This window comes from Bacillus oleivorans (assembly GCF_900207585.1).
Classification (GTDB): Bacteria; Bacillota; Bacilli; order Bacillales; family JC228; genus Bacillus_BF; species Bacillus_BF oleivorans.
Genome location: NZ_OAOP01000003.1, coordinates 339,570 through 361,951 on the forward strand (window position 1 = coordinate 339,570; position 22,382 = coordinate 361,951).

A 22,382-nucleotide genomic window follows, 5' to 3' on the forward strand; every position below is an offset into this window, starting at 1 on the left:
AAATATTGCCGCTTCATACATAGATTCCATGCAAATATGTAAAAGTATGTAAAAGAGGTGATATTTTTGCCGAAATTCCTGCCACTATTATTCCTTTTGCTAGTGGCCACGAGCTGTGAGGGTCCAAACGAGACTGTCAATCCTCCTCCGCCTATTACGAATGAACAGGAAGGCATTCTGGTAGGACAAAATCCTTTTCACTATTCTTTTTTTGAACTGGATGTGAAATATCATGGGATCGATGATAAGCTTTTGGCACAATACCGCTTTATCGAAGATGAAGTATTTGCCAAATATTCAGACCATGACGAAAATGTTGATCTCGATGGTGAGGAGGCGTTTCAATTATTAAAGCCAAAATTAACCGCTCTTTCTTTAACAAAAGAAACTAGTGCTAATCAGCTTATGACCCGCCTGTTTGAGCAATTCCCAATTCGTAACGACTTTCGTCTTGTCGAGGTTAAGGTTCGGTTTATGGATGGAGAAGAAAAAGTGTTTAAACGATTCCATGATGAGGCGCAGGAATTATATTCCAAAGTAAAATAGCACAAGTTTTTGCCATGTTCGAGACATAATGAAACAAGAAAGAAGGGTGAAAAATGGAAACCTCTTTACCAGAAGATTATCATCCAGGCCAAGTTGTATACGTTATGTATCGAAACCCGCATACCCAAAGTGTAGCAACCATTCAGGAGGCAGCTATTGTAAACGATCCGTATCAGCCAAATCAGTTGGCCCTCTTTATTTTTGATACGTTTTATCCGGTTACAAATGAGCTTGCTATCTTTAAAACAAGAGAAGAAGCAGAAGAAGCGTACCAGGATTATTTTGGCTGAGAGTAGGGGATATGTATGCTTAAGCCGTTTGTACCCCAACTGGTTTATTTTGAACCCCAAGCTCTTGAGTATCCTTTAGGAAAGGAACTCAAAGAAAAATTTGAGGATATGGGGCTTGAGATCCGATACACAACTTCACATAACCAGGTTCGTAATATACCTGGAGACACTCATTTTCAAAGGTATCGGAATGCTAAATCAACGTTGGTGGTGGGAATTCGAAGAACTTTAAAATTTGATACATCTAAGCCTTCTGCCGAATATGCGATCCCGTTTGCTACCGGATGTATGGGACATTGTCATTATTGCTACCTGCAAACCACGATGGGAAGTAAACCGTATATCCGTACTTATGTCAATGTGGAAGAAATCTTAGAGCAGGCGGAAAAATATATGCAGGAACGGGCACCGGAGATTACCCGGTTTGAAGCAGCCTGTACATCCGATATAGTTGGAATTGATCATTTAACACACACGTTAAAAAGAGCGATTGAGTACTTTGGAAACAGTGAATACGGGAAGCTTCGCTTTGTTACGAAATTTCATCATGTCGATCATTTGTTAGATGCCAAACATAACGGGAAAACCCGTTTTCGTTTCAGTATCAATGCGGATTATGTTATTAAATATTTTGAACCGGGTACTTCCCCGTTAGCTAAAAGAATAGAAGCTGCCGTAAAAGTGGCACAAGCGGGATATCCTCTAGGATTTATTGTAGCCCCTATTTATTTGCATGAGGGGTGGAAGGAAGGCTACAAAGAGTTATTTAAAAAACTCGATGAAGCATTGCCAAAAGAGACGAGAAAGGATATCACATTTGAACTGATCCAGCACCGGTTTACCAAGCCAGCCAAGCGTGTCATACAGCAAAATTATCCGATGACTAAGCTTGAACTGGATGAAGAAAAACGCAAATATAAATGGGGGCGGTATGGGATCGGAAAATATGTTTACCAAAATGATGAACAAGAAGAAATTGAGCATACTTTAAGTAAATATGTTGAAAAATACTTTCCTGATGCAAAAATAGAGTATTTTACATAAAAAAAGAGTGGTGAATAATATGGAACCAGAAGAACTGGATGCCGTAGTGAAAATCATTGAAACAGTAGAATTTAAGGATGTCGAAATAAATCAGGATGGCCAAGCCCCTATTCATGCTCATCTTTATGGAAGAGAAGAATTTAAAGAGGGTCAAATCGGTTACCGGGTAGATGCGGATTGGAACTCGATCCTTGGAGACGAAGAGGGAGACTGGCAAGATGATTGGTATGTCATCGGATATAACTTAGATACAGGTGATCCCTTATTTGTTGATGTTACTGAAGTAGAATTCCCTGTCTTTACCGCAGAAAATGGGAAGGGAGAATGGAATCCTACGCGGTTGTTTAATTCGCTAGATGACGTGATCAATCATGTGAAAGAAGGAGATTCTTAATCAGGTCAGCTCCCTAATTACTAGGGGACTGACTTTTTTTGTCCTATTTTGCAGTTTTTTATAAATTTTCAAAAGATTTTGTAAAAAATATAGGACAAATGACCCTCTTCTTGAATAAAATAGAGAAAGGGGGAGTGTCTTTTGAAAAGCAAACTTTACTTTTATCCATCTATTGTTATCTTCATCATCATTTTATTGTATACCACAATCCTTCATCAAAATGATTCTATTACTGTTCAAGCTGATATTGATTCAAATGAACAGTTATATACCCCGCTTGAAAGCGATGGAAAAACGCTTCACATCTACTATTTTTATCTAGATTATGTTCAAAAATCAGGTTCCTCTATGCTAATTTATACCCCAGAAGGCTACTCCGTATTAATTGATGCAGGGATTACAGAATCCTCTTCCCTTTTATCCGGTTATTTAAATCATTTAGGAATTGAAAAGATTGATGCAGCTATTGCTACCCATCCTCACCATGATCATATTGGCGGCTATTTGCGATTACTGGATGAGGATAAAATAAGGCAATTTTATATGCCTAATGTCGATCATGTATCTGACATTTACCAGGAGTGGATAGAAAAAATAGGGGAGCATGCGATTCCTTATGAGTTCCTTTATGCCAACCAATCTATAAAATTAGGAAATTCTTTAACTATAAAAGTGTTAAATCCTTCGGAAAACCAATTAAAAACGTTAGATGGCAGCTATTCTGTAGCAGATATTAATAATCTCTCTCTTGTTTTAAAATTGGAATATGGAAACCATAGCTTTTTATTTACAGGCGATATATATGATGAACAGGAAGAAAAACTGATTGCATCGTATGGGGATGAATTAAAGGCGACAGTAGTGGAAGCTCCGCATCACGGAGGGAGAACTTCTTCATCAACGAATTTTATCCGACAGGTATCTCCGGAATATGTAATCATGAATGCCAATGTGTTGCAAAGCTTGTCGATCTTAAGAAGGTACGAGATATTGGGTGTCTCCGTTCTTCCTACTGATATTTATGGAACCGTTCATCTCCAGACCGATGGGGAAACCTTGAAAATAATGACTGAATATAATAGTCCTCCAACTGATAAAATGAGACACATTCCTCCAAGCTAATCATTCAGCAGAGGTATCTTAGCTTGACTCTTTTCCTCCCGTGCCAGATTTTATATAATAGTATAGATAATCAAAACTTTAACACTAGGAGATGCTAGTAGTGAATTTAGGATTTGGCGAAGCGATTGTTATATTAATTGTAGGGTTATTAATTTTTGGACCATCAAAATTACCTAGTCTCGGCCGAGCAGCTGGTAAAACGATCCACGAATTTCGACGCGGTATGAGAGAAATCATGGAAGATACTGATAAAGGAAAACAATAACGATTTCCCAATAGGGGAGTCGTATTTTTTTTGTATATACAAACAGTGAGACTTGCTATAATGGGTACACAATCAATTGATGTAAGGAGACCTGAGCCAATGGGGAATGTCGTATATGAAAGAAAAAAAAGCACAAGTGGAAGGATTCTAAAGCTATCTTTGTTCGTCCTGATCGGCTTTATTGTAATACTTCTTGCTTTGCCCGGACAAAAAGCAGATCCTCACCCCTTTCTTAAGACGGATAAGCCGTTGGTGATCGCACATCAGGGAGGAGCACATTTAGCTCCATCCAACACAATGGCTGCATTTGAGCAGGCTGACCGATTGGGAGCAGATGTGCTTGAATTTGATGTCCATATAACAAAGGACGGCCATTTGGTTGCCATTCATGATGCAACTGTTGACCGAACCACCAACGGTACAGGGAAGGTAGATTCCTTTACACTAGAAGAGCTAAAGGAATTAGATGCGGGCTTTACCTTTCAAGATGAAAACGGGAACTATGTCTATCGGGGAAAAGGAGTAACGATTCCGACTGTACAAGAAATATTTGAAGCCTTTCCAGATCAATACATGATGATCGAGATAAAAGATGATAATCCTCCAGAAAGAATGGATGAAACCGTGCAAAAGCTTTGGCAACTGATCCACACATACGGGATGGAGGATCAAATACTGGTTGTCTCATTTGATCAAAATATTGTCGATTCTTTTAAAGTTTTGAGCGGGCATCAAGTAGCACTAGGAGGGGGGAGAGAAGAGGTAAAGTCTTTCGTCATTTCAAGCATGCTGTCCATTCAGCCGCTATACAGACCAAAAGTTCATGGCTTTCAGCTTCCGCTAAGGGAGGGAGAGCTTGATTTAACAAAGAAGTATGTTTTAGAAAATGCCCACCGGCGGGGAATGAAAATCTATTATTGGACTATTAATGACAGAGAGACGATGGAAATGCTAATAGAACGTGGAGCTGACGGGATTATAACAGATCGGCCAGATTTGCTGCTCGAGGTTTTATCTGAAAAGTAAAGGAGGACAGAGAGAAATTCTGTCCTCCAATTTTTTTTCATGGATGGATCGGGAAGGTCATTTTAAAAGTAGTTTCCTCCAAATTTGAGATGCACTCTAGTACACCTTTATGTTTTTCAATGATTTCTTTGCAAACAAATAAACCCAGGCCAGTCCCTAACTGTTTTGTAGTGACAAACGGTTCAAAAATTGTTTGGAGTAAGGCAGGAGGAATAGCAGGTCCATTGTTTGAAAGTTTTACAATCACTTGATTATCATATGTATAGGATTGAATATAAATTTTAGGGTCAGGACGGTAGTTTTGCAGCACATCAATCGCATTAAATAGTATGTTCATAAAGACTTGCCGAAGTTCATCCTGGTAACCATAAATGTAAGTATCTATTTGTAATTGTTTAAATACCTCTACTTTAGCGCCTAATAGACTTGGATATAAAAAAGAAAGGATTTCTTCGATTAAAAGCTGCAGATCAATTTTTCCTTTTTCTTTTCCAATCAATTCTTTTTTAGATAGAAGCAGAAATTGAGATATCCGAAAGTTTAATTGTTCAATTTCTCCTGCAATAATATCAAGATAAGGGACAGTCGGATGATCGGAACGCAGTAATTGCACAAAGCCTTGAATCGATGTTAGCGGATTACGAAATTCATGAATAAAACTTGAAGTCATTTGACCAAGCAAAGTTAACCGATCTTTATGAGATTGATTAATAAAGCTTTTTTTTTCTTCAATAATTTTATCCTTCAGTTCATCATAATGGCTGACAGCGCAGTATAAAAACCAATCAAAACATAGATTGATATTGTCAAAGATTTCTTGTAAAAACGAATGTTTATCTTTGAAATCGAGCTTGTATAATTGATGAAAAATTTCACTTCTCCCTATGCTAACGTTATAAACAAACTCGCCAATATTGATTTCTGAGGCAACTCTTTCTTCAGCCACCCTTTTAGCTAACAATTCGATGTGTGGCTTCATTTCCTCGTAAGGTATCATAATTGCCTTCTGGATAATTGAATACATCATCTCGCCATTTTTTAATATATTTCCCTGATAGGGATCATTTGGAGAAACTATAATTTTCTTGCTCCAACTTTCAAGTAAAGAAAATTTATAGGATTCCAAATAATCATGAATGTGAAGCTTAGTTGCAAACATCCCCATTTCCCCTTCTGCCAAACGTATTCTTATACAATTTCTAGAACTTATTCCTAGTTTCCTGCTAAAATTAAAAGGTTTTCATTGCTTTTTTTTTAGCCATTTCCTATAATAAATGAGAAAATAAAATATTAATTTTTCCACAAGGGGAGCCTGTTTAAGGCTGAGAGTGAACTTTGTTCAGACCCTTTGAACCTGTTAGTTAGTACTAGCGTAGGGATGTGGTTTACCATTTCGTCCAGCGTGCAGTGCTCTTTGCATTGCTTTTTTTAATGGGAAATGGTTCGTTCACTCCCCCTCGAAAAAAAGAAAGGGGATTTTTTTATGGAAGCAAGATCAGCCAACACTCTATTTATTGTAGAGGTGGCCATCTTTACCGCAATTGCATTTTTGCTAGATTATCTTTCTGGTATTCTTATGAAAAGTATATGGCCGCAGGGAGGATCGATTTCGATTGCGATGGTTCCTGTTGTGTTAATGGCTTTTAGGTGGGGATTGAAAGGCGGATTATTGACTGGATTTTTATTAGGTTCGATTCAATTAGTGAATGGCTTTGCAACGATTTTATATTTTCTTCAAATTATTTTTGATTATTCACTAGCGTTTGCAATGGTCGGGTTTGCTGGCCTTTTCGCGAAACCAGTTCAGAAAGCATTAATGAATGGAGATAAAGGAAAGCTACTGGCTTATTCGATTGCGGGAACGGTAATTGGCGGTTTGTTGCGCTATTTCGTCCATTTTATTTCTGGAGTCACGTTCTTTGCGCAGTGGGCACCAGAAGGACAGCCAGTTTGGTTATATTCAATAACTTACAACGGCGGATATATGATCCCATCGATCATCCTTACAGCTGTAATCGTGTATCTGCTGTTATTAACAGCACCTAATCAAATGATGAGAAAAGATCTTTCTTTAAGTAAAACAGTTTAAAAACAAAAGGACTCTTCATTGCTCAGGGTGAGCAAGAGAGTCCTTTTTATCTATATAACGATTCATTAAAATTGTATAATTTTTCTTTACAGTTAGGTAATAACCCCAGAAACTTCTCACCTTTATCGTATCATTATATTATCTAAGTGAGCTAGAGGTGAATAATATGAACAATTCAAATATACCCTGTGTTCATCCCACTATCAAGAAATGCCTGCTCCATCTAGATATATTAGGAGCTGACGATAAAATCAAACAAATTGTTTATATGTATATGGAAGCCTTAAAAAAGGAAATAGAAAAAGAGTAGGGTGCCTGTCACTCCCAGAATATTGTCGATAAAAAATTTTCTAATTTTTTTGTTGACTCTATTTGGAAACGATGGTAATCTTACATAGCAAATGAAAAAAATGTAAAAGAAAGGAGCTGTTGTGTCATGATTTTAATCAATTCTTCATTCATTGGCGGTTTGCAAAAATTAAATATGATGGCGCAGCCTGGCTCCGTTTATAGATCGTAACATTCTTTTTCGATACTTTTAGGACCCTAGGTTGTGGCCTTTTGCTGCAATCTGTATAGGTCTCGGTATGAATAAAAAAAGGTATGCCGTACAACAGGTGCGGTATGCCTTTTTTTGTTTTTTTTAAATGAATAGCGGGCATCTCCCGTTTTTCAGATAAATCAAGCTTTAAGAAAAAAATAAGGAGGAATTGTCATGATTCAAATCAGCGGTAAACAAGGATTTTACAATGGAGATCCAGAGAGCGGCTAGTACTAAAGAAAAAGAGAGTGGGTAGAATGTATGTTTAAGGTGTTTAAACAATTATCATGGTTTTTTAAAGAAGAATGGAAGCGGTATACCATTGCATTAATCTTCTTGGCGATTGTCGGGGTCATCGATATCATGCCAGCAAGATTGGTCGGTATGGCGATTGATGATATTCATCAAGGCATATTAACAAATGAATTAATTCTAATATACATTCTTGGATTGATAGGGATTGCTGTTGCTTCCTATAGTTTGACGTATGTTTGGGTTAATAAACTATTTGGGGGAGCCTTTGTAGTTGAAAGAAAATTAAGATCTAAATTTATGAATCATTTGTTAAAAATGACACCGGTTTTTTATGAAAAATATAGAACCGGTGACTTAATGGCGCGTGGAACGAATGATCTGAAAGCAATTTCGACCACCGCAGGATTTGGGATATTAACTCTGATGGACAGCAGTATTTTCATGATTACTGTTTTATTTGCCATGGGGATACTGATTAGCTGGAAGCTGACTTTTGCAGCCATTATACCATTACCTATTATGGCGTATGTTATTAAGATTTTAGGAGAAAAAATTCATAAACGTTTCACGGTTGCGCAAGACAGATTTGGTGAAATGAATAACAGGGTGCTGGAATCTGTTTCAGGAGTCCGTGTCATTCGTGCATATGTGCAGGAAAGAGCAGATGAAGCCAGGTTTAATCAGATGACGGAAGACGTGTATGAGAAAAACCTGGCTGTCGCTAAAATCGATTCTTTATTTGGACCGATCATCAAAGTATTAGTCGGGATCAGTTATCTGATTGGTTTAGGATACGGTTCCTATTTAGTTTTTCAACAAACGATTTCACTAGGAGATCTTGTAACCTTTAACGTGTATTTAGGAATGATGATTTGGCCGATGTTTGCAGTCGGAGAGCTCATCAATGTTATGCAGCGGGGAAGTGCATCACTTGACCGTCTGCAAAATACGCTTTCTTACGAGCCAGATATTACAGATGTTGAAAAGCCAATTTCTGTATCTAAGCCAGAAAACGTGGATTTTAATCGGGTTTCGTTCCAGTACCCAACTTCTAATGTTCAAAACCTCGATCAGGTCAAAGTCCATTTCAATCGCGGGGAAACATTAGGGATTGTAGGGAAAACGGGAAGCGGGAAGACGACTTTTGTTAAACAATTACTAAAATATTATCCAAAAGGTGAGGGAGAACTTACCATTTCAGGAATTCCAATCGAACAGCAAACGATTGAGCAAGTTCGAGACTTTGTTGGGTATGTTCCTCAGGATCATACGTTATTTTCCAAAACAGTAAGAGAAAATATCTTATTCGGAAAGCCTGAAGCAACAGAGGAAGAGTTAAGAAAAGCCATCGAATTAGCCGCCTTTGACCAGGATATTCAGTTTCTGCCAGAGGGCTTAGAAACGCTTGTAGGGGAAAAAGGGGTAGCATTATCTGGCGGGCAAAAGCAGCGGATTTCGATTGCGCGGGCATTAATTAAAGACCCGGAAATTTTAATCTTAGACGACTCATTGTCAGCCGTTGATGCGAAGACAGAGTCTAGAATTATTGAGAATATACGCAGGGAACGTTCGGGGAAAACCACGATCATCACGACCCATCGTTTATCAGCAGTCCAGCATGCCGATTGGATCATTGTCCTGGATGATGGGAAGATTGCAGAAGAAGGAACTCATGAAATCCTTATGAAGATAAAAGATGGATGGTATCACGAACAATATTTGCACCAGCAGCTTGAAAGTGCTGTGGGCGGGGGTGATAACCAATGAGTACAGGTAAAAGACTAGTACAGTATGCATTAAAGTTTAAAATGATGATTATTTTCGCGTTGGTAATGCTATCAGTTTCAGTTGGTGCTGAGCTAATGGGACCATTTATTGCGAAAAAATTGATTGATGATCATATTATTGGAATTGAATCTCCTTGGTATGAAACGACTCAAGGGGAAGAGGCTGTAAACTATAATGGGACTTTTTATAAGCGAGGAGCCTATTTTGAAGAAGGAGAAGAGAAAGGGTCTCCTGCCCGGATTCTTCAAATTCAAAAAGATTTTATTTTTGTTCCCTCAGAGATTGAATTTGACGGGAAACGGACATTTGCAGATGGAATTCTAACAATCTCAAACGGAGATGTAACAAGGGAGTATTCAGGAACGAAATTAAACACAAGGGAAGTGATGGCTTTTTACCAGCCGGAGGTTCCCAAAATAATGATTTTAATCAGTGCTTATTTCGGACTTCTTGTCTTTGCTTCATTCTTCCAATATGGTCAGCGGTTTTACCTTCAAAAAGCCGCTAATCGGATTATTCAAAAGATGCGAAATGATGTGTTTCAGCATATTTCACGCTTGCCGATTCAGTATTTTGATAATTTGCCAGCTGGTAAAGTAGTGTCCCGAATCACAAACGATACCGAAGCAATTCGGGAGCTCTATGTCGCGGTTTTGGCAAACTTCTTTACCAGTATCATCTATATTATTGGGGTATTTATCGGGCTCTTCATCTTAGATCCAACACTAGCAGCCTGGTGCTTGCTATTAGTGCCGATTCTATTCATTTGGATGAAGCTTTATCGAAAATACGCTTCTGTCTACAACCATGTCATTCGCTCAAAAGTAAGTGAAATTAATGGGATGTTAAATGAATCGATTCAAGGGATGTCAATCATTCAAGCCTTTAGAAGAGAAAAAGAGATGAAACAAGAATTCGAAGCATTGAATGATGAACACTTTCAATACCAAAATAAATTGTTAAATCTCAACTCTTTAACCGGGCATAATTTGACATGGATGTTGAGAAATATCGTGTTTGTTGCATTCATCTGGTATTTCGGAGGACAGTCATTAGGGATCGGAACCGTGGTTTCACTCGGAGTCTTGTATGCGATCGTTGATTATATCACACGGCTTTTTGAACCAGTAAACGGGATTGTGAACCAGTTAGCTAATTTAGAACAGGCATTAGTAGCTGGGGAGCGGGTGTTTCAGCTGATGGATGAAGAAGGGACTCCGGTGAGTGATGAAGAGATTCCGCGGCTTAAAGGCCATGTTCAATTTGAACAGGTTTCTTTCGCTTATAAAGAGGAGGACTATGTCTTAAAGGATATTGACTTTGAAGCAAAACCGGGTCAAACCGTTGCCCTGGTGGGTCATACCGGCTCAGGAAAAAGCTCCATTCTCAATTTGCTGTTTCGCTATTATGATAGTCAAAAAGGAGCTATTAAAATAGACGGAAAAGATGTTAAAGATCTTCCAAAACAAGCCTTACGAAAACATATGGCCATCGTTCTTCAGGATCCATTTTTATTTACAGGGACGATTGCATCTAATATTAGTATGGATGACGACAAAATTACCCGTAAGCAGATGGAAATGGCCCTGAAAGCGGTAGGGGGAGATCAAATCCTAAAGCATCTGGAAAAAGGATTAGATGAACCTGTTATTGAAAAAGGAAGTACTTTATCTTCCGGTCAGCGGCAGCTAATTAGCTTTGCCCGCGCACTCGCGTTTGATCCTGCCATATTAGTGTTAGATGAGGCGACTTCTAATATTGATACGGAAACTGAAGCGGTGATTCAAAAGGCGATGGATGTGCTTAAAAAAGGAAGGACCACCTTTATCATTGCGCACCGACTCTCCACTATCAAAAATGCTGACCTGATTCTCGTGTTAGACAGAGGTCAAATTGTTGAAAGAGGAAATCATGAGCAGCTGATGAACAATGGCGGGAAGTATTACCAAATGTACCAGCTGCAAAAGGGTGGAAAAAGCTCGCTGGCAGTGTAACATGGAAGGCCGAATTCTTTCATCTGGAAGAATTCGGCTTTTTTAAATTTTGATTTAGTTTTACTGCGGTGGAAGTGTCGATTATAAGGGGAATGAAGGATAAAAGCAGGAGGCGGAGCAGTGAAGTGTCGATTATAAGGTGGATGAAGGACACAATAGTGAGGAATAGTAATTGAAATGTCCTTCATCCTAGTGCAAATAGTCTGTTCTAAAAGCCCAAATCCAGCCAAAAGCCAGCAGAATGTCTTTTACAAGCGTTCTCAAAGCCCAAATTAAACAAAAAGCCAGCGAAATGTCCTTTATAAGGGTTCTCAAAGCCCAAATCCAGCCAAAAGCCAGCAGAATGTCTTTTACAAGCGTTCTCAAAGCCCAAATTAAACAAAAAGCCAGCAGAATGTCTTTTACAAGCGTTCTCAAAGCCCAAATTAAACAGAAAGCCAGCGAAATGTCTTTTATAAGCGTTCTCAAAGCCCAAATTAAACAAAAAGCCAGCAGAATGTCTTTTACAAGCGCTCTCAAAGCCCAAATTAAACAAAAAGCCAGCCAAATGTCTTTTACAAGCGCTCTCAAAGCCCAAATCCAGCCATAAGCCAGCAGAATGTCTTTTACAAGGGTTTTTAAAGCCAAAATTAAACAAAAAGCCAGCGAAATGTCTTTTACAAGGATTTTCAAAGCCCAAATCCAGCCAAAAGCCAGCAGAATGTCTTTTATAAGGATTCTCAAAGCCCAAATCTCGCAAAAATCCAGTCAAATATTTTGGCAGCATACTCTCAAGCATCCGTGCACCTTCCGCTAGCAAACCCACGCAAAAACCGATGCGAAAAAATTGTATCTCTCCTTTGCATTGTAGTATTGTCAACATGTAAGATTACTTAAATAACGTTTCTCTCTCTTTTCTTCACCCGTCCAATACATAAAAAAAGAGGGAGCCACTTTTACAAAAGGAGTGAAAGACAATGGAATATCGGATTGAAAGAGATACCCTAGGAGAAGTTCAAGTTCCTAAGGACAAACTCTGGGGAGCGCAAACACAACGAAGTCTGCAAAACTTTGCGATCGGTCAAGAGGTTATGCCACTCGAGGTTATGCACGCTTTCGCTCAATTAAAAAAAGCAGCAGCAACGGTTAACCATGACTTAGGTAAGTTATCAGCCGAGAAAAAAGACGCAATCGTTAAAGCGTGTGATGAAATCATTGCTGGGAAACATGACAGTGAATTTCCGCTCAAAGTCTGGCAGACAGGAAGTGGAACTCAGTCCAATATGAACGCGAATGAAGTCATCGCCTTTTTAGCCAATCAATTTTTAACTGATAGAGAAATAAATCAAAAAGTTCATCCAAATGATGATGTCAATATGTCTCAAAGTTCAAATGATACCTTTCCTACAGCGATGCACATTGCCGCTTATAAATATGTATCAGAAAAGCTGATTCCCGCTGCAGATAAAATGATTCAAACTTTAAGAGAAAAGGAAGAGAAGTTCCGTTCTGTAGTAAAAATTGGACGAACTCACCTCCAGGACGCAACTCCATTGACACTTGGACAAGAAATCAGCGGGTGGAGAGCGATGTTCGAAAAATCGCAAAAAATGATCAGCGAAAGTATGAAGTATGTACTGAAACTGGCTATTGGCGGAACAGCTGTCGGAACAGGGATTAACGCTGAGCCAGATTTTGGAGATCGGGTTGCAGATGTATTACAAACGAATACCGGGTATCCTTTCCGTTCATCGGACAACAAATTTCATGCGCTTACTTCTCATGATGAACTTGTTCATGCCCATGGGGCAATAAAAGCGTTAGCAGCTGACTTTATGAAAATAGCCAATGATGTTCGCTGGTTATCCAGCGGCCCGAGAAGTGGCATTGGAGAACTTACGATTCCTGCAAACGAACCAGGAAGTTCGATTATGCCAGGAAAAGTAAACCCAACCCAAAGTGAAGCCGTTACGATGGTATGCAGTCAAATATTTGGAAACGATGCAACGATTGGATTTGCTGCAAGCCAAGGGAATTTTGAATTAAATGTATTTAAACCTGTGATTATATACAATTTCCTTCAATCTGTCCGGCTTTTATCTGACAGTATCCATTCCTTTAACGATAAATGTTTAGTCGGATTAGAAGCGAATGAAGAAAAAATTGAGCAATACTTGCAAGATTCTTTAATGCTTGTAACCGCGTTAAATCCCCATATTGGATATGAAAAAGCTGCAGAAATTGCGAAAAAAGCGTTTAAAGAAAATACAACGCTAAAAGCAGCTGCCTTAGCGACCGGCTATATTACAGAAGAACAATTTGATGAGTGGGTAGACCCTCGGAAAATGGTTCGATTTTAATAAACAAACCACATGAAAAGCCCCCGAATTATCGGGGGCTTTAGCCATTTTTATTCAATTGTTACGCTTGAGGGAATCCTCCGCCAAGTTGGCTTTCAGCCATTGATACTAGGCGCTTAGTGATTTCTCCTCCAACAGATCCGTTTGCACGTGAAGTAGTGTCAGCACCAAGTTGTACACCAAATTCTTGTGCGATCTCAACCTTCATTTGGTTAAGAGCTTGTTGAACTCCAGGTACTAATAATTGGTTGTTGTTGTTGTTACGTGCCATTCTAATTCATCTCCTCAAAAAATATTTTTGTAATGGTTGGGTTAGCTGGATTTGAACCAGCGCGACGGAAATAGCTTCCGCGACCAACATGGTTTAACCCATCGAATGTATTTTTATTGTGTTTGATATAGGAGAAAACTATTCTTTTTTTTCTATAGGTAATTGCTCCCTAATGCGACTAAATCCTTCCATCTTACCTTTCACATAGTCTCTATTCTTTTTGGAAAATATAAGCTTGTCAGTTTGCTCCTTATTGTTGCTAACAGTTCAAAAATGAAAGGAAAGCCGCTGTATGTATATTTGTCCCCTATGTAACGGATTTGATACAAAGAGAATCATTTGCCGGAATTGCCAAAATGAGTTAATCGATAGCGGGAAGGTTAGTGATTACTATGATGACTATAGTGCGTACATGGAAATTGACGAATTAAAAGTGGAGAATGGGCATCCAGATGACTGGAAGAACCATATTTGTTTTCATCTCTTTTCTTGTCCGACGTGCGGTCATGATGAAATCGTATCGGTTCAGGAAAATGAATAAAACCACTTTACAGGAGTGATCCCAATAAAGTGGTTTTACGAAAAAGACTTTATTTTTCTAATTCAGCAGCTATTTCTTCCTGAGACGTTACAGGAGCACCTTCTGGACGAATTCGAAGTTCAGTTTCCGCATCAAAGAAGTGTGCCTTATTTAAATCAAAGGCTAAATCAACGGTTTGGCCAGCTTTTACTTCTGATCTTGAATCGATTCTAGCAACAAAATCCTGACCGGCAACCTGTGAGTAAAGCATCATTTCAGCACCGGTAAGTTCCGCTACTTCAATATGGGCACTAAAAGTAGTGCCAGGTGAAGATTCAATAAATATAGGCTCATCGTGGATGTCCTCAGGACGAATTCCTAAAACTACTTCTTTTCCTGTATATCCTTGCTCTTTTAATACTTTTAACTTTCCTTCGGGGATGGTAAGCTTCGTTTCACCAGCAACAAATTGGTCTCCTTCAATTTTTCCTGAGAAGAAGTTCATTGCCGGAGAACCAATAAAGCCGCCAACAAAAATATTTTCAGGTTTTTCATAGACTTCTTTTGGAGATCCGACTTGCTGAATAACCCCGTCCTTCATAACAACGATACGAGTAGCCATGGTCATTGCTTCTGTTTGGTCATGGGTTACGTAGATCGTGGTTGTTTGCAGACGCTGATGAAGCTTTGCGATTTCCGCACGCATTTGAACACGGAGTTTTGCATCCAGGTTTGAAAGCGGTTCGTCCATTAGGAATACTTTTGCATCCCGGACTATGGCACGGCCTAAGGCCACACGCTGACGCTGACCGCCTGAAAGAGCCTTTGGTTTACGGTCTAAATAAGCTTCAAGGCCAAGAATTTTGGCTGCTTCTTTTACACGACGGTCAATTTCGGCTTTAGGAAATTTGCGAAGCTTAAGTCCAAAAGCCATATTATCATAAACAGACATATGCGGATATAGAGCGTAGTTTTGGAACACCATCGCGATATCGCGGTCTTTTGGCGCAACATCGTTTACACGCTTATCATCAATGTAAAAATCCCCTTGAGTGATTTCCTCTAATCCTGCTATCATTCTTAAAGTCGTAGATTTTCCACAGCCAGAAGGACCGACGAAAACGATAAATTCCTTGTCCTGAATATGAAGATTAAAATCTTTAACGGCTGTTACATCTTTTTCATAAACTTTGTAGATATGTTCAAGTCTTAGCTCTGCCACAATACAAAACCTCCCGATTGTTTTGCCTTTCTTTACTAGTATTGTAAAGGAAGTGAAAACCCTTCCAAATGGTTAAAGTGCACAAAAAAATAGGCACCTGATTGGGCACCTTGGCAATTCAAAGAATATTTTCCTATTCGGAGAGTAAACTCAAAAAATAAATAATCCAGGCCGACTCATATTGTTTCAAATCCAGTCCTGTTTTTTCAGTAAATTTATCAATTCTATATAATAAACTATTACGATGCATAAACATCTTTTTAGCAGTTAGAGAGGCGTTCATATTATTTTCAATATACACTTGCGCTGTATGTAAGAGCTCTGGATCTTCTAAAACGGATTGATATTCTTCCTTCAGCTTCAAAATAAAGTTTTTTGGTAATTGATTAATAATCAGGTAGGGAATTACCCGTTCAAACGTAAAATACGTTTGTTTTGCAAAATCGCGTTGAAGACTTTGGAAAAGCAGATTTTCTTTTTGGAAAAAGACAGCAGTGTCGTTTAAATTTGAGATATATCGCCATTTTCCTAAATAAAATTTCCCCTTGAAGTAAAAATCACCTTCTAAGACTTTGCTAAAGGCAATGACATCGTCCAACTGTATGGAATCAGACGAATCCTTTTCAATGAGAATCAATGATGTATTGGTTAGCCAAACAGGCTGAATCGTTTGATTAAAAAATCCAGTACAAGCTTCCTCGACATCTACAGGGGATAAATCAGAATCAGGGAGTTCAATATGGATAAAACGTAAATGATTAATCTCACCGATCACTTCGCTTATTTGTCCACCGTGTAACAGTGAGTACCACCCTTTTTGGACGATAGATAAATTACGTGAGGCAAGAGAAGATTCGGCCGGTTCCCATTTTTCAAAAAGGCAGGCAAGTAAATCCTCAGCTTCTTTCGTTAAATCCTGTCGCTGAATTCCGAGATACATTTTATCTTTTTCATCAAAATACCATTGATACGCATTTTTATTTCGGGGCTCTTCCTCTTGGAGCTTAGCAGATGGATATTGTTTAATCAATTTTTCAATCATTGGCAAAACCTCGAGATTAGGATGAATATTCTCATTATAACAAATTTTATAAAGGAAGGAGCCAGACAAGGCTGACTCCTCATGAATTTAATCATTAATACGAGGGGATTCCTCTTTTGGGAAAGGAAGTGCTTCTTCAATATTTGTCGCATCCTCCCGGAAATGAACACTTCCGCCGCTAAGACCTTCATTAATAAAACGATCTTCGTCGAGCTGAGCGAGTTTTTTGCCTTCGTATTCAACATCTTTTATAAAGGTTTTCCCGTTTATTTTTACATGTTCATTTTCACTCATTAAAAAACCTCCTCACAAGTTCTCTCATTTAACTTGTGAGGAAGAGGCAGGATTCATGCATTAAGATCCATCATACACATGAAAAAGCATGAGCTCGTGAATCGCTTTTGAAACAATTTCTAGCTCTTCGGGCGATGGCGGGTTTTGGTCCCATTCAATTTGGCCATCTCTCCGATATGTTCCCACAATAAGTCTGCCATTATAAAAAAATGAAATTGACCAGCCCAAAAGCTTTGATGAATGAATAGGCTTACACTGAAAATGTGAAATCATCGTTAAACACCCCTTAAAACAGCTGCCTATTTTTTATTTAACCATAGACAGTGATAACTAATAAAGGAAAAGGGGGTTATTTTTCTTCATAGAGTTGGATAAACAAATGGCAAAGCTGTTTCATTCTTTTCGATTCGATTTCATCTTCATCAAAAGTCATTGGCTTAGCATTCACCTCAAAAATATAGGGATGCTTTTGTTCGTCAAGTCCAATATCAATCGAAAATTCATAAAAAACCCCATAAGCCTTATTAAGCTCTTCACCAACCATTTGTGTAAGCTCTTCAAGCTGCTGAATCGGGGTGAGGTGTGTCACTCTTGAAAAGGGAATAATTCGTCCTCCCTTTGGAATATGGGTAGTTACCTCCTGATGAAAAGATTGCCTTACCCCAATCCCAGTCATATTAAATTCGGACCCTGTAAATTGTCCTAAAATTCGCAGGTCAAATCGTCTCCCTTTAAATGTTTTAGGTTCAATGGCCTTCTGGAAGATATATTGATTTTTTTCAAAAGTTGTATAGAACCGTTCCCAAAATCGGCTGAAATTAGCAAATAATATCGTAGTGGAGGTTGTTTCACAATAGACCTTACCATCCTGTTTAAGACGTATCCGCATAACGCCAAATCCTTTAGATCTTAGTTTGGGTTTAGCGTAAATACACTTATATTTTTTGAGGAATTGATAACAGCTCTCATGGTCTTTTACTTCGGTTGTATCTGGCAAATAATTACTTATTTTCTGGTGCTTCGATAGTAATTGATAAGTAGACCATTTGTCTAAAAAGCTTGAATTAAAAAAAGGGATTCCTTTTTTGGCAGCATTTATTTTAAACTGTTCGAACTTCTCGCTTTTTTCATGCTGATAATAAGGAACCCGGTTATAAATAACGTTCGGGATCGGAAGTTTTGTCTGAATCCAAATATTTTCTTTAGGGATAAATAAGTAGCCATCGATTTCATGTTCATCTAATGATTGATTAGGTGTCATGATATAAGAGATTCCCTTATACTGAATTAGATTTTTTTGCAAATCTTCAAAGAGCTTTTTATTGCCTACAATATTGCCTGCTCGGCCCTCCCATGCTAAGATTCCTACCAAAACTTTTATTTCTTTTGCTTCCAAGCCAAGACGCTGTAAAAGGGTAGCCTCCATGGTATGCCTCATGTAAATAACTCCTCAGGGGAAAGAATCGACATTTTCGTTAAATAAATCGCGTAAGAGAGCATCAGCTTTCTTGTAAGCTTCTCAAACCCTCTCAAGTCAGGATGGATAAAGATAGAACGACCGGGTTTAGAATTAGCTTCAAAAAGCCATATCCTTCCTTCCTTATCAACACCTAAATCAAAGCCGATTTCAGCAATAATTCCTTCCATATTCTGTTCTAATGCGCGGCTTAAAACGAGGCTTGCCTTTGTAATACGTTCTTTCATTTGTTTTCTGAGTTTCGTGTCAGGCACGATTTCTTCTAAGGTCTTTACCTCACCGCCATTTTTAATGTGGGTGGTAGGACTGCCAGTGCCAGCAACCTTTGCTGCAATTGCGGAAACGGTCCAATTGCCTGATTCATCCTTATTGGTGTGAATCCGAAAGTCAACAGGATGTTGATCATACCTCATTAAAGATATTCCTTGTTGAACCATCATGTTCTTCAAAGATCTATTTTTAAAAAGATTATTGAACAGTCTTTCTAATGTTTGATACTTTCGCAAGCGTTTGTTTCCATCCTTGTCTTTGAAGCGGCAATAGTAGAAGTCTGATTCTCTGACGTAGATAATTTGATGTATTCCGCTGCCTAAGCTGCCATTTTGCGGCTTAACATAAACATGGCCATATTTGGAAAGCATCTGTTCAATGACACTAAAGGATGTAAAGGCATGGGTTTCCGGTAAATATGCTTTAGCCTCATCGTCCTGTTCAATTCGTTCAAATACATCTAATTTATTAAAGAATCCAGGATTAAACCAGGGAATGAGATATTCTTCTTGAAGTTTCTTTTTAACGGTGCGAAACTTTTCTTCACCCTCCATTCTGCGATTAGGAAGGCGGTCATAAATAACATTTGGAAAGGGGGCGGTTATTTGTTCCCAGCCCTTCTCGCCATAAGAATAGCCTTTTATCGTTCCTTCATCCCAGTTGATATGGTCTTTTCCAAACAATATAAACGCAACTCCGTATTTAGCCTGATTTCTCATCAATCTAGAAAAAAAAGAACTTCGATCACCAACAGGCTTTGTTTTAATCGATGAAAAGCCTGATGTAATAATTCCGATTAATGGACCGAAATGCAGAGTGTCCTCCTTTTGGATGACATGGAGACGTCTTATGGTAAGAGGGATGGAGAGCTTCTCTGCAAGAGACCTTGATAAGAGAAAAGTATGATCTGTTATTGTCAAGGGAGCACTATGGACTTCCTTCGTTCTGCCTCCAAAAGAAACCTTCACAGGTTTAATATGGTTCCAACTTTGGGGGAAGCCTAATATATCTTCTTCTTGCTCTATGATTTTAAGTGTACAAAGCTTCATTTTTTCACTCTCCCAGGCTTACTGGACTCATGTAAAAATCGGGTAAATCGAAGTGGTGCATTCGCTAATGTTTCTTCAAGCTCAGGAAAAAGGTGGAGGATCACATGGCGCCCTGGTTTTGAATTGGCATCAAGCAGCCAAACGGAATAATCTCTCGCAATGCCAATATCGATGCCTAACTCAAACAATGGGAAAAAAGCATTCTCTAAATGAATGGGAAGTGATTCGATTATTGTTTCTATTTCCTGATGAATGAAATCTCTTTTTGAATGGGGGAGTTCCTTCAGCCACTCGTAATAAGGTTTAATTGCCGCTCCGCCACTTAAATTCGAAATAATCCCTTCCTGAATCCCAACACGAACACCGCGCCCTCGTTCTACCCATTGGCCTCTTTCATCTTTTTGTAAAAAAATCCTTACATCAAACGGCTGATTTGAATCATTTTGAATCCTTAAATAGGGTTGAATTAAGAAGTCTTTTCCCTCAATTAGTTGTGTAATCCATTTAATCCAGGCCCCATTTAAAGAAAGAACATGTTCAATAACCCGGTTTTTCTTTTGCGTTTGAATCCGGACCCCGTTTGGAATCCTGCTAATAACGTAAATGCCGTAGCCGTGTGCGCCATTCGCTGGCTTTAACACGATCTTTTTATATTGTAAGAGAGCATTTTGAATATCTACTACGGACGAAGCCTTCCTTGTTAATGGTAAATAAGGAGAGAGAGAATCGAATTCTGATAGTTTTTGATACAACACCCATTTATTAGGAAGTCCATACCCAAGGAAAACTAGATCGTCCCTCGCTTTTAACCACCTTAGAATCGCACGGCTTTGAATCGAGATTCGATCTTCACCGTAGTAGACTCTGTCATATAAATATTTAGGTATCGGAAAAGTATCGCTGACCCACTTTTTTAACTCAGGGTCATAGCGTTCTCCTTTAATGAGTTCCGTTTCAGGCTGAATTTGCATTGGACTAAACCGATATACAAGAATCCCATAGTCACTGGCATGAACAGCTATTTGTTTAAACAATAACTGAACCTCCGGATGGAGCGAAATTAAACCAAGAGACAGCATGTTCTCACCTCTATTTCTATTTTGCTTCTATTTGTTTTTGAAAAAGGGACAGACAAGTTTTGCATATAGCTCTTGCTGAGGGTCTTATCTGCAACTCTTCTCGCAGCGGAAAAGATTTAGATGGTTTTGAATTGACCTCAAGGATCCAGATCGTTCCGTCATTGTCGACGGCTAAATCCATGCCAAGCTCACAATAAAGACCATCCGACAGAGTCAGCACCGTATCTGCTGCTTTTATGGAGAGTGCCTTCATTTCTTCCAATTTTCGCTTAGCCTCAGAAGGAAACCATTGTTTCAACACTTGCAGCGGTTTAAACAATTGCCCGCCTTGTGCCTGATTAGAAATAATTCTGTCTGTTTCTCCTACTCTTGCTACCGAAGAAGTAATATGCCATGATTCATCGTAATAGTGGAGCAGAAATCGAAAATCGACTAATTGACCATCTAGGGTGGATAAGGGGATCGCTTGTTGAACTATAAAAAATTTTCTTTTTTGGATACGTTCAATGAAGCGTGAAAGCTGATCAAGATTCTTAAGCAATATCGGTTCCATCACAGTAGAATCGGACGAGTATACCCAAAAGTTATTTATCAGGTCATTCCTATCAATTAAATATATTCCTTTTCCCTGACTCCCGTGGATCGGTTTCAGATACGCTTTTTCATAGTCAGACAGAATAGATACAAGATTATCTAGGTTTAAAAGGTAAGTTTGCGGGAGAAACTTTCGAATCTCCGCGTCTGTAAAAAGCAGTTCGTATGTGATCCACTTATCAAGAAAATGATCATTAAAAATAATGGCGTTTTTCCACTGACTTTTTATGGATGAAAAGGTGGAAGTTTTCTCAAACTTACGCGAATGGATTCTGTTATAAATGACATCAGGTTCAGGGAGAATTGCTGTTTCCTGCCAGCATCCTTTACTCCAAAAAAATCCTTTCGATTGATCTTTTACTTTAATAAATGGAAAGATCCCCTTAATTTGACCTTCCAACACGACCTCTTTGCAGAAGTTAAAGAAAGGAGAAGATAAATCTTTTAACGGGACATCAGTCCAGATCATTAAAATAGGACCCAAAATTAGGGCTGCTTCTTGCTTATTTACGTAAAGTTGGAGTTTTGTCTGGTTTTCCGGTAATCTTAAGTCATCTGCTAATTTTTTGCTGATTATAATCTCTGCAGAATGTTTGTGCTTAAATAGAACAAAAGCTTTTACTTGTTTTTGGCCAAATTTTACCGTGCAGTTTTGTTCGATTAGTTCATTTTTTAATGAGGAAGAAAGAATAATTCTATGATCTTGAAGCAAAGAGTCAACCTGAATCGTACATATATTCACAGTACTCATCCTTTGATGGATAAATGGGATAATAAGCAGTAAAAAATACAGACTTGAGCCCATTTTTTATTATCGTATGAAATGCAGATAGAAACGGTGCTTTGTACGACAAGGAAACGAATTATCGAA

23 protein-coding genes and 1 riboswitch are annotated in these 22,382 nt (G+C 38.6%); of the genes, 12 read left to right on the forward strand and 11 right to left on the reverse strand.

Going from position 1 to position 22,382, the window contains the following annotated elements:
* Positions 1-66 precede the first annotated feature (66 nt).
* From CRO56_RS08950 to CRO56_RS08980, 7 genes are all read left to right on the forward strand, one after another.
* The gene (locus CRO56_RS08950; protein ID WP_179714223.1) at positions 67-546 is read left to right on the forward strand and encodes a YusW family protein; all 480 of its coding nucleotides are present in this window, start codon (positions 67-69) and stop codon (positions 544-546) included.
* Positions 547-599: 53 nt separating this feature from the next.
* A complete protein-coding gene (locus tag CRO56_RS08955; RefSeq protein ID WP_097158265.1) occupies positions 600-836 on the forward strand; it encodes a transcriptional regulator SplA domain-containing protein in 237 nt (78 codons plus the stop codon).
* Between the two features lie 15 nt (positions 837-851).
* On the forward strand, positions 852-1,880 hold the full coding sequence (gene splB / locus CRO56_RS08960; protein WP_097158266.1) for a spore photoproduct lyase: 1,029 nt from the start codon (positions 852-854) through the stop codon (positions 1,878-1,880).
* 19 nt (positions 1,881-1,899) lie between these two features.
* A complete protein-coding gene (locus tag CRO56_RS08965) occupies positions 1,900-2,274 on the forward strand; it encodes a hypothetical protein (RefSeq protein ID WP_097158267.1) in 375 nt (124 codons plus the stop codon).
* Positions 2,275-2,415: 141 nt separating this feature from the next.
* A complete protein-coding gene (locus tag CRO56_RS08970) occupies positions 2,416-3,396 on the forward strand; it encodes a ComEC/Rec2 family competence protein (RefSeq protein WP_097158268.1) in 981 nt (326 codons plus the stop codon).
* Between the two features lie 91 nt (positions 3,397-3,487).
* Complete coding sequence (locus tag CRO56_RS08975) at positions 3,488-3,661, forward strand: twin-arginine translocase TatA/TatE family subunit (protein ID WP_179714224.1); 174 nt, start codon at positions 3,488-3,490, stop codon at positions 3,659-3,661.
* A 99-nt stretch (positions 3,662-3,760) separates the two neighbouring features.
* The gene (locus tag CRO56_RS08980; RefSeq protein ID WP_097158270.1) at positions 3,761-4,687 is read left to right on the forward strand and encodes a glycerophosphodiester phosphodiesterase family protein; all 927 of its coding nucleotides are present in this window, start codon (positions 3,761-3,763) and stop codon (positions 4,685-4,687) included.
* 37 nt (positions 4,688-4,724) lie between these two features.
* On the opposite strand, the gene CRO56_RS08985 is transcribed toward CRO56_RS08980, so the two are convergent.
* Positions 4,725-5,846: a histidine kinase N-terminal domain-containing protein gene (locus tag CRO56_RS08985; RefSeq protein ID WP_097158271.1), complete on the reverse strand. Its 1,122-nt coding sequence runs from the start codon at positions 5,844-5,846 to the stop codon at positions 4,725-4,727.
* 135 nt (positions 5,847-5,981) lie between these two features.
* Positions 5,982-6,083, forward strand: a riboswitch (TPP riboswitch).
* A gap of 87 nt (positions 6,084-6,170) precedes the next feature.
* On the opposite strand from CRO56_RS08985, the gene thiT reads away from it, so the two are divergent.
* The 3 genes from thiT (at position 6,171) to CRO56_RS09000 (ending at position 11,354) form a co-directional block, all read left to right on the forward strand.
* A complete protein-coding gene (gene thiT / locus CRO56_RS08990; protein ID WP_097158272.1) occupies positions 6,171-6,776 on the forward strand; it encodes an energy-coupled thiamine transporter ThiT in 606 nt (201 codons plus the stop codon).
* Positions 6,777-7,578: 802 nt separating this feature from the next.
* Positions 7,579-9,339: an ABC transporter ATP-binding protein gene (locus CRO56_RS08995; protein WP_097158273.1), complete on the forward strand. Its 1,761-nt coding sequence runs from the start codon at positions 7,579-7,581 to the stop codon at positions 9,337-9,339.
* A complete protein-coding gene (locus tag CRO56_RS09000) occupies positions 9,336-11,354 on the forward strand; it encodes an ABC transporter ATP-binding protein (RefSeq protein ID WP_097158274.1) in 2,019 nt (672 codons plus the stop codon). The genes CRO56_RS08995 and CRO56_RS09000 overlap by 4 nt, the downstream gene beginning before the upstream one ends.
* A 189-nt stretch (positions 11,355-11,543) precedes the next feature.
* Here CRO56_RS09000 and CRO56_RS09005 read toward each other — a convergent pair whose 3' ends face one another.
* Entirely contained in the window at positions 11,544-12,077 is a 534-nt protein-coding gene (locus tag CRO56_RS09005; RefSeq protein WP_097158275.1) for a hypothetical protein, read from the reverse strand.
* A 233-nt stretch (positions 12,078-12,310) separates the two neighbouring features.
* On the opposite strand from CRO56_RS09005, the gene fumC reads away from it, so the two are divergent.
* Entirely contained in the window at positions 12,311-13,693 is a 1,383-nt protein-coding gene (gene fumC, locus CRO56_RS09010; protein WP_097158276.1) for a class II fumarate hydratase, read from the forward strand.
* A 61-nt stretch (positions 13,694-13,754) separates the two neighbouring features.
* Here fumC and CRO56_RS09015 read toward each other — a convergent pair whose 3' ends face one another.
* Positions 13,755-13,964, reverse strand: a complete 210-nt coding sequence (locus CRO56_RS09015; protein ID WP_097158277.1) for an alpha/beta-type small acid-soluble spore protein — start codon at positions 13,962-13,964, stop codon at positions 13,755-13,757.
* 292 nt (positions 13,965-14,256) lie between these two features.
* Between CRO56_RS09015 and CRO56_RS09020 the strand changes: the two genes are divergently transcribed.
* Positions 14,257-14,505, forward strand: a complete 249-nt coding sequence (locus tag CRO56_RS09020) for a hypothetical protein (RefSeq protein ID WP_097158278.1) — start codon at positions 14,257-14,259, stop codon at positions 14,503-14,505.
* Between the two features lie 49 nt (positions 14,506-14,554).
* Here the strand turns inward: CRO56_RS09020 and CRO56_RS09025 are convergent, their stop codons facing one another.
* From CRO56_RS09025 to CRO56_RS09060, 8 genes are all read right to left on the reverse strand, one after another.
* Positions 14,555-15,706 (reverse strand): ABC transporter ATP-binding protein, encoded by a 1,152-nt coding sequence (locus CRO56_RS09025; RefSeq protein WP_097158279.1) that lies wholly within the window; start codon positions 15,704-15,706, stop codon positions 14,555-14,557.
* 133 nt (positions 15,707-15,839) lie between these two features.
* Positions 15,840-16,748, reverse strand: coding sequence for a PucR family transcriptional regulator (locus tag CRO56_RS09030; protein ID WP_142305199.1), 909 nt, complete (start codon positions 16,746-16,748; stop codon positions 15,840-15,842).
* Positions 16,749-16,835: 87 nt separating this feature from the next.
* Positions 16,836-17,042 (reverse strand): hypothetical protein, encoded by a 207-nt coding sequence (locus tag CRO56_RS09035; RefSeq protein WP_179714225.1) that lies wholly within the window; start codon positions 17,040-17,042, stop codon positions 16,836-16,838.
* Between the two features lie 60 nt (positions 17,043-17,102).
* Positions 17,103-17,315: a DUF5342 family protein gene (locus tag CRO56_RS09040; RefSeq protein WP_097158281.1), complete on the reverse strand. Its 213-nt coding sequence runs from the start codon at positions 17,313-17,315 to the stop codon at positions 17,103-17,105.
* A 76-nt stretch (positions 17,316-17,391) separates the two neighbouring features.
* Complete coding sequence (locus tag CRO56_RS09045) at positions 17,392-18,480, reverse strand: YheC/YheD family endospore coat-associated protein (protein WP_097158282.1); 1,089 nt, start codon at positions 18,478-18,480, stop codon at positions 17,392-17,394.
* The gene (locus tag CRO56_RS09050; RefSeq protein ID WP_097158283.1) at positions 18,477-19,838 is read right to left on the reverse strand and encodes a YheC/YheD family endospore coat-associated protein; all 1,362 of its coding nucleotides are present in this window, start codon (positions 19,836-19,838) and stop codon (positions 18,477-18,479) included. The genes CRO56_RS09045 and CRO56_RS09050 overlap by 4 nt, the downstream gene beginning before the upstream one ends.
* On the reverse strand, positions 19,835-20,872 hold the full coding sequence (locus tag CRO56_RS09055) for a YheC/YheD family endospore coat-associated protein (RefSeq protein WP_179714226.1): 1,038 nt from the start codon (positions 20,870-20,872) through the stop codon (positions 19,835-19,837). The genes CRO56_RS09050 and CRO56_RS09055 overlap by 4 nt, the downstream gene beginning before the upstream one ends.
* 61 nt (positions 20,873-20,933) lie before the next feature.
* On the reverse strand, positions 20,934-22,253 hold the full coding sequence (locus CRO56_RS09060) for a YheC/YheD family endospore coat-associated protein (RefSeq protein WP_179714227.1): 1,320 nt from the start codon (positions 22,251-22,253) through the stop codon (positions 20,934-20,936).
* Positions 22,254-22,382 lie beyond the last annotated feature (129 nt).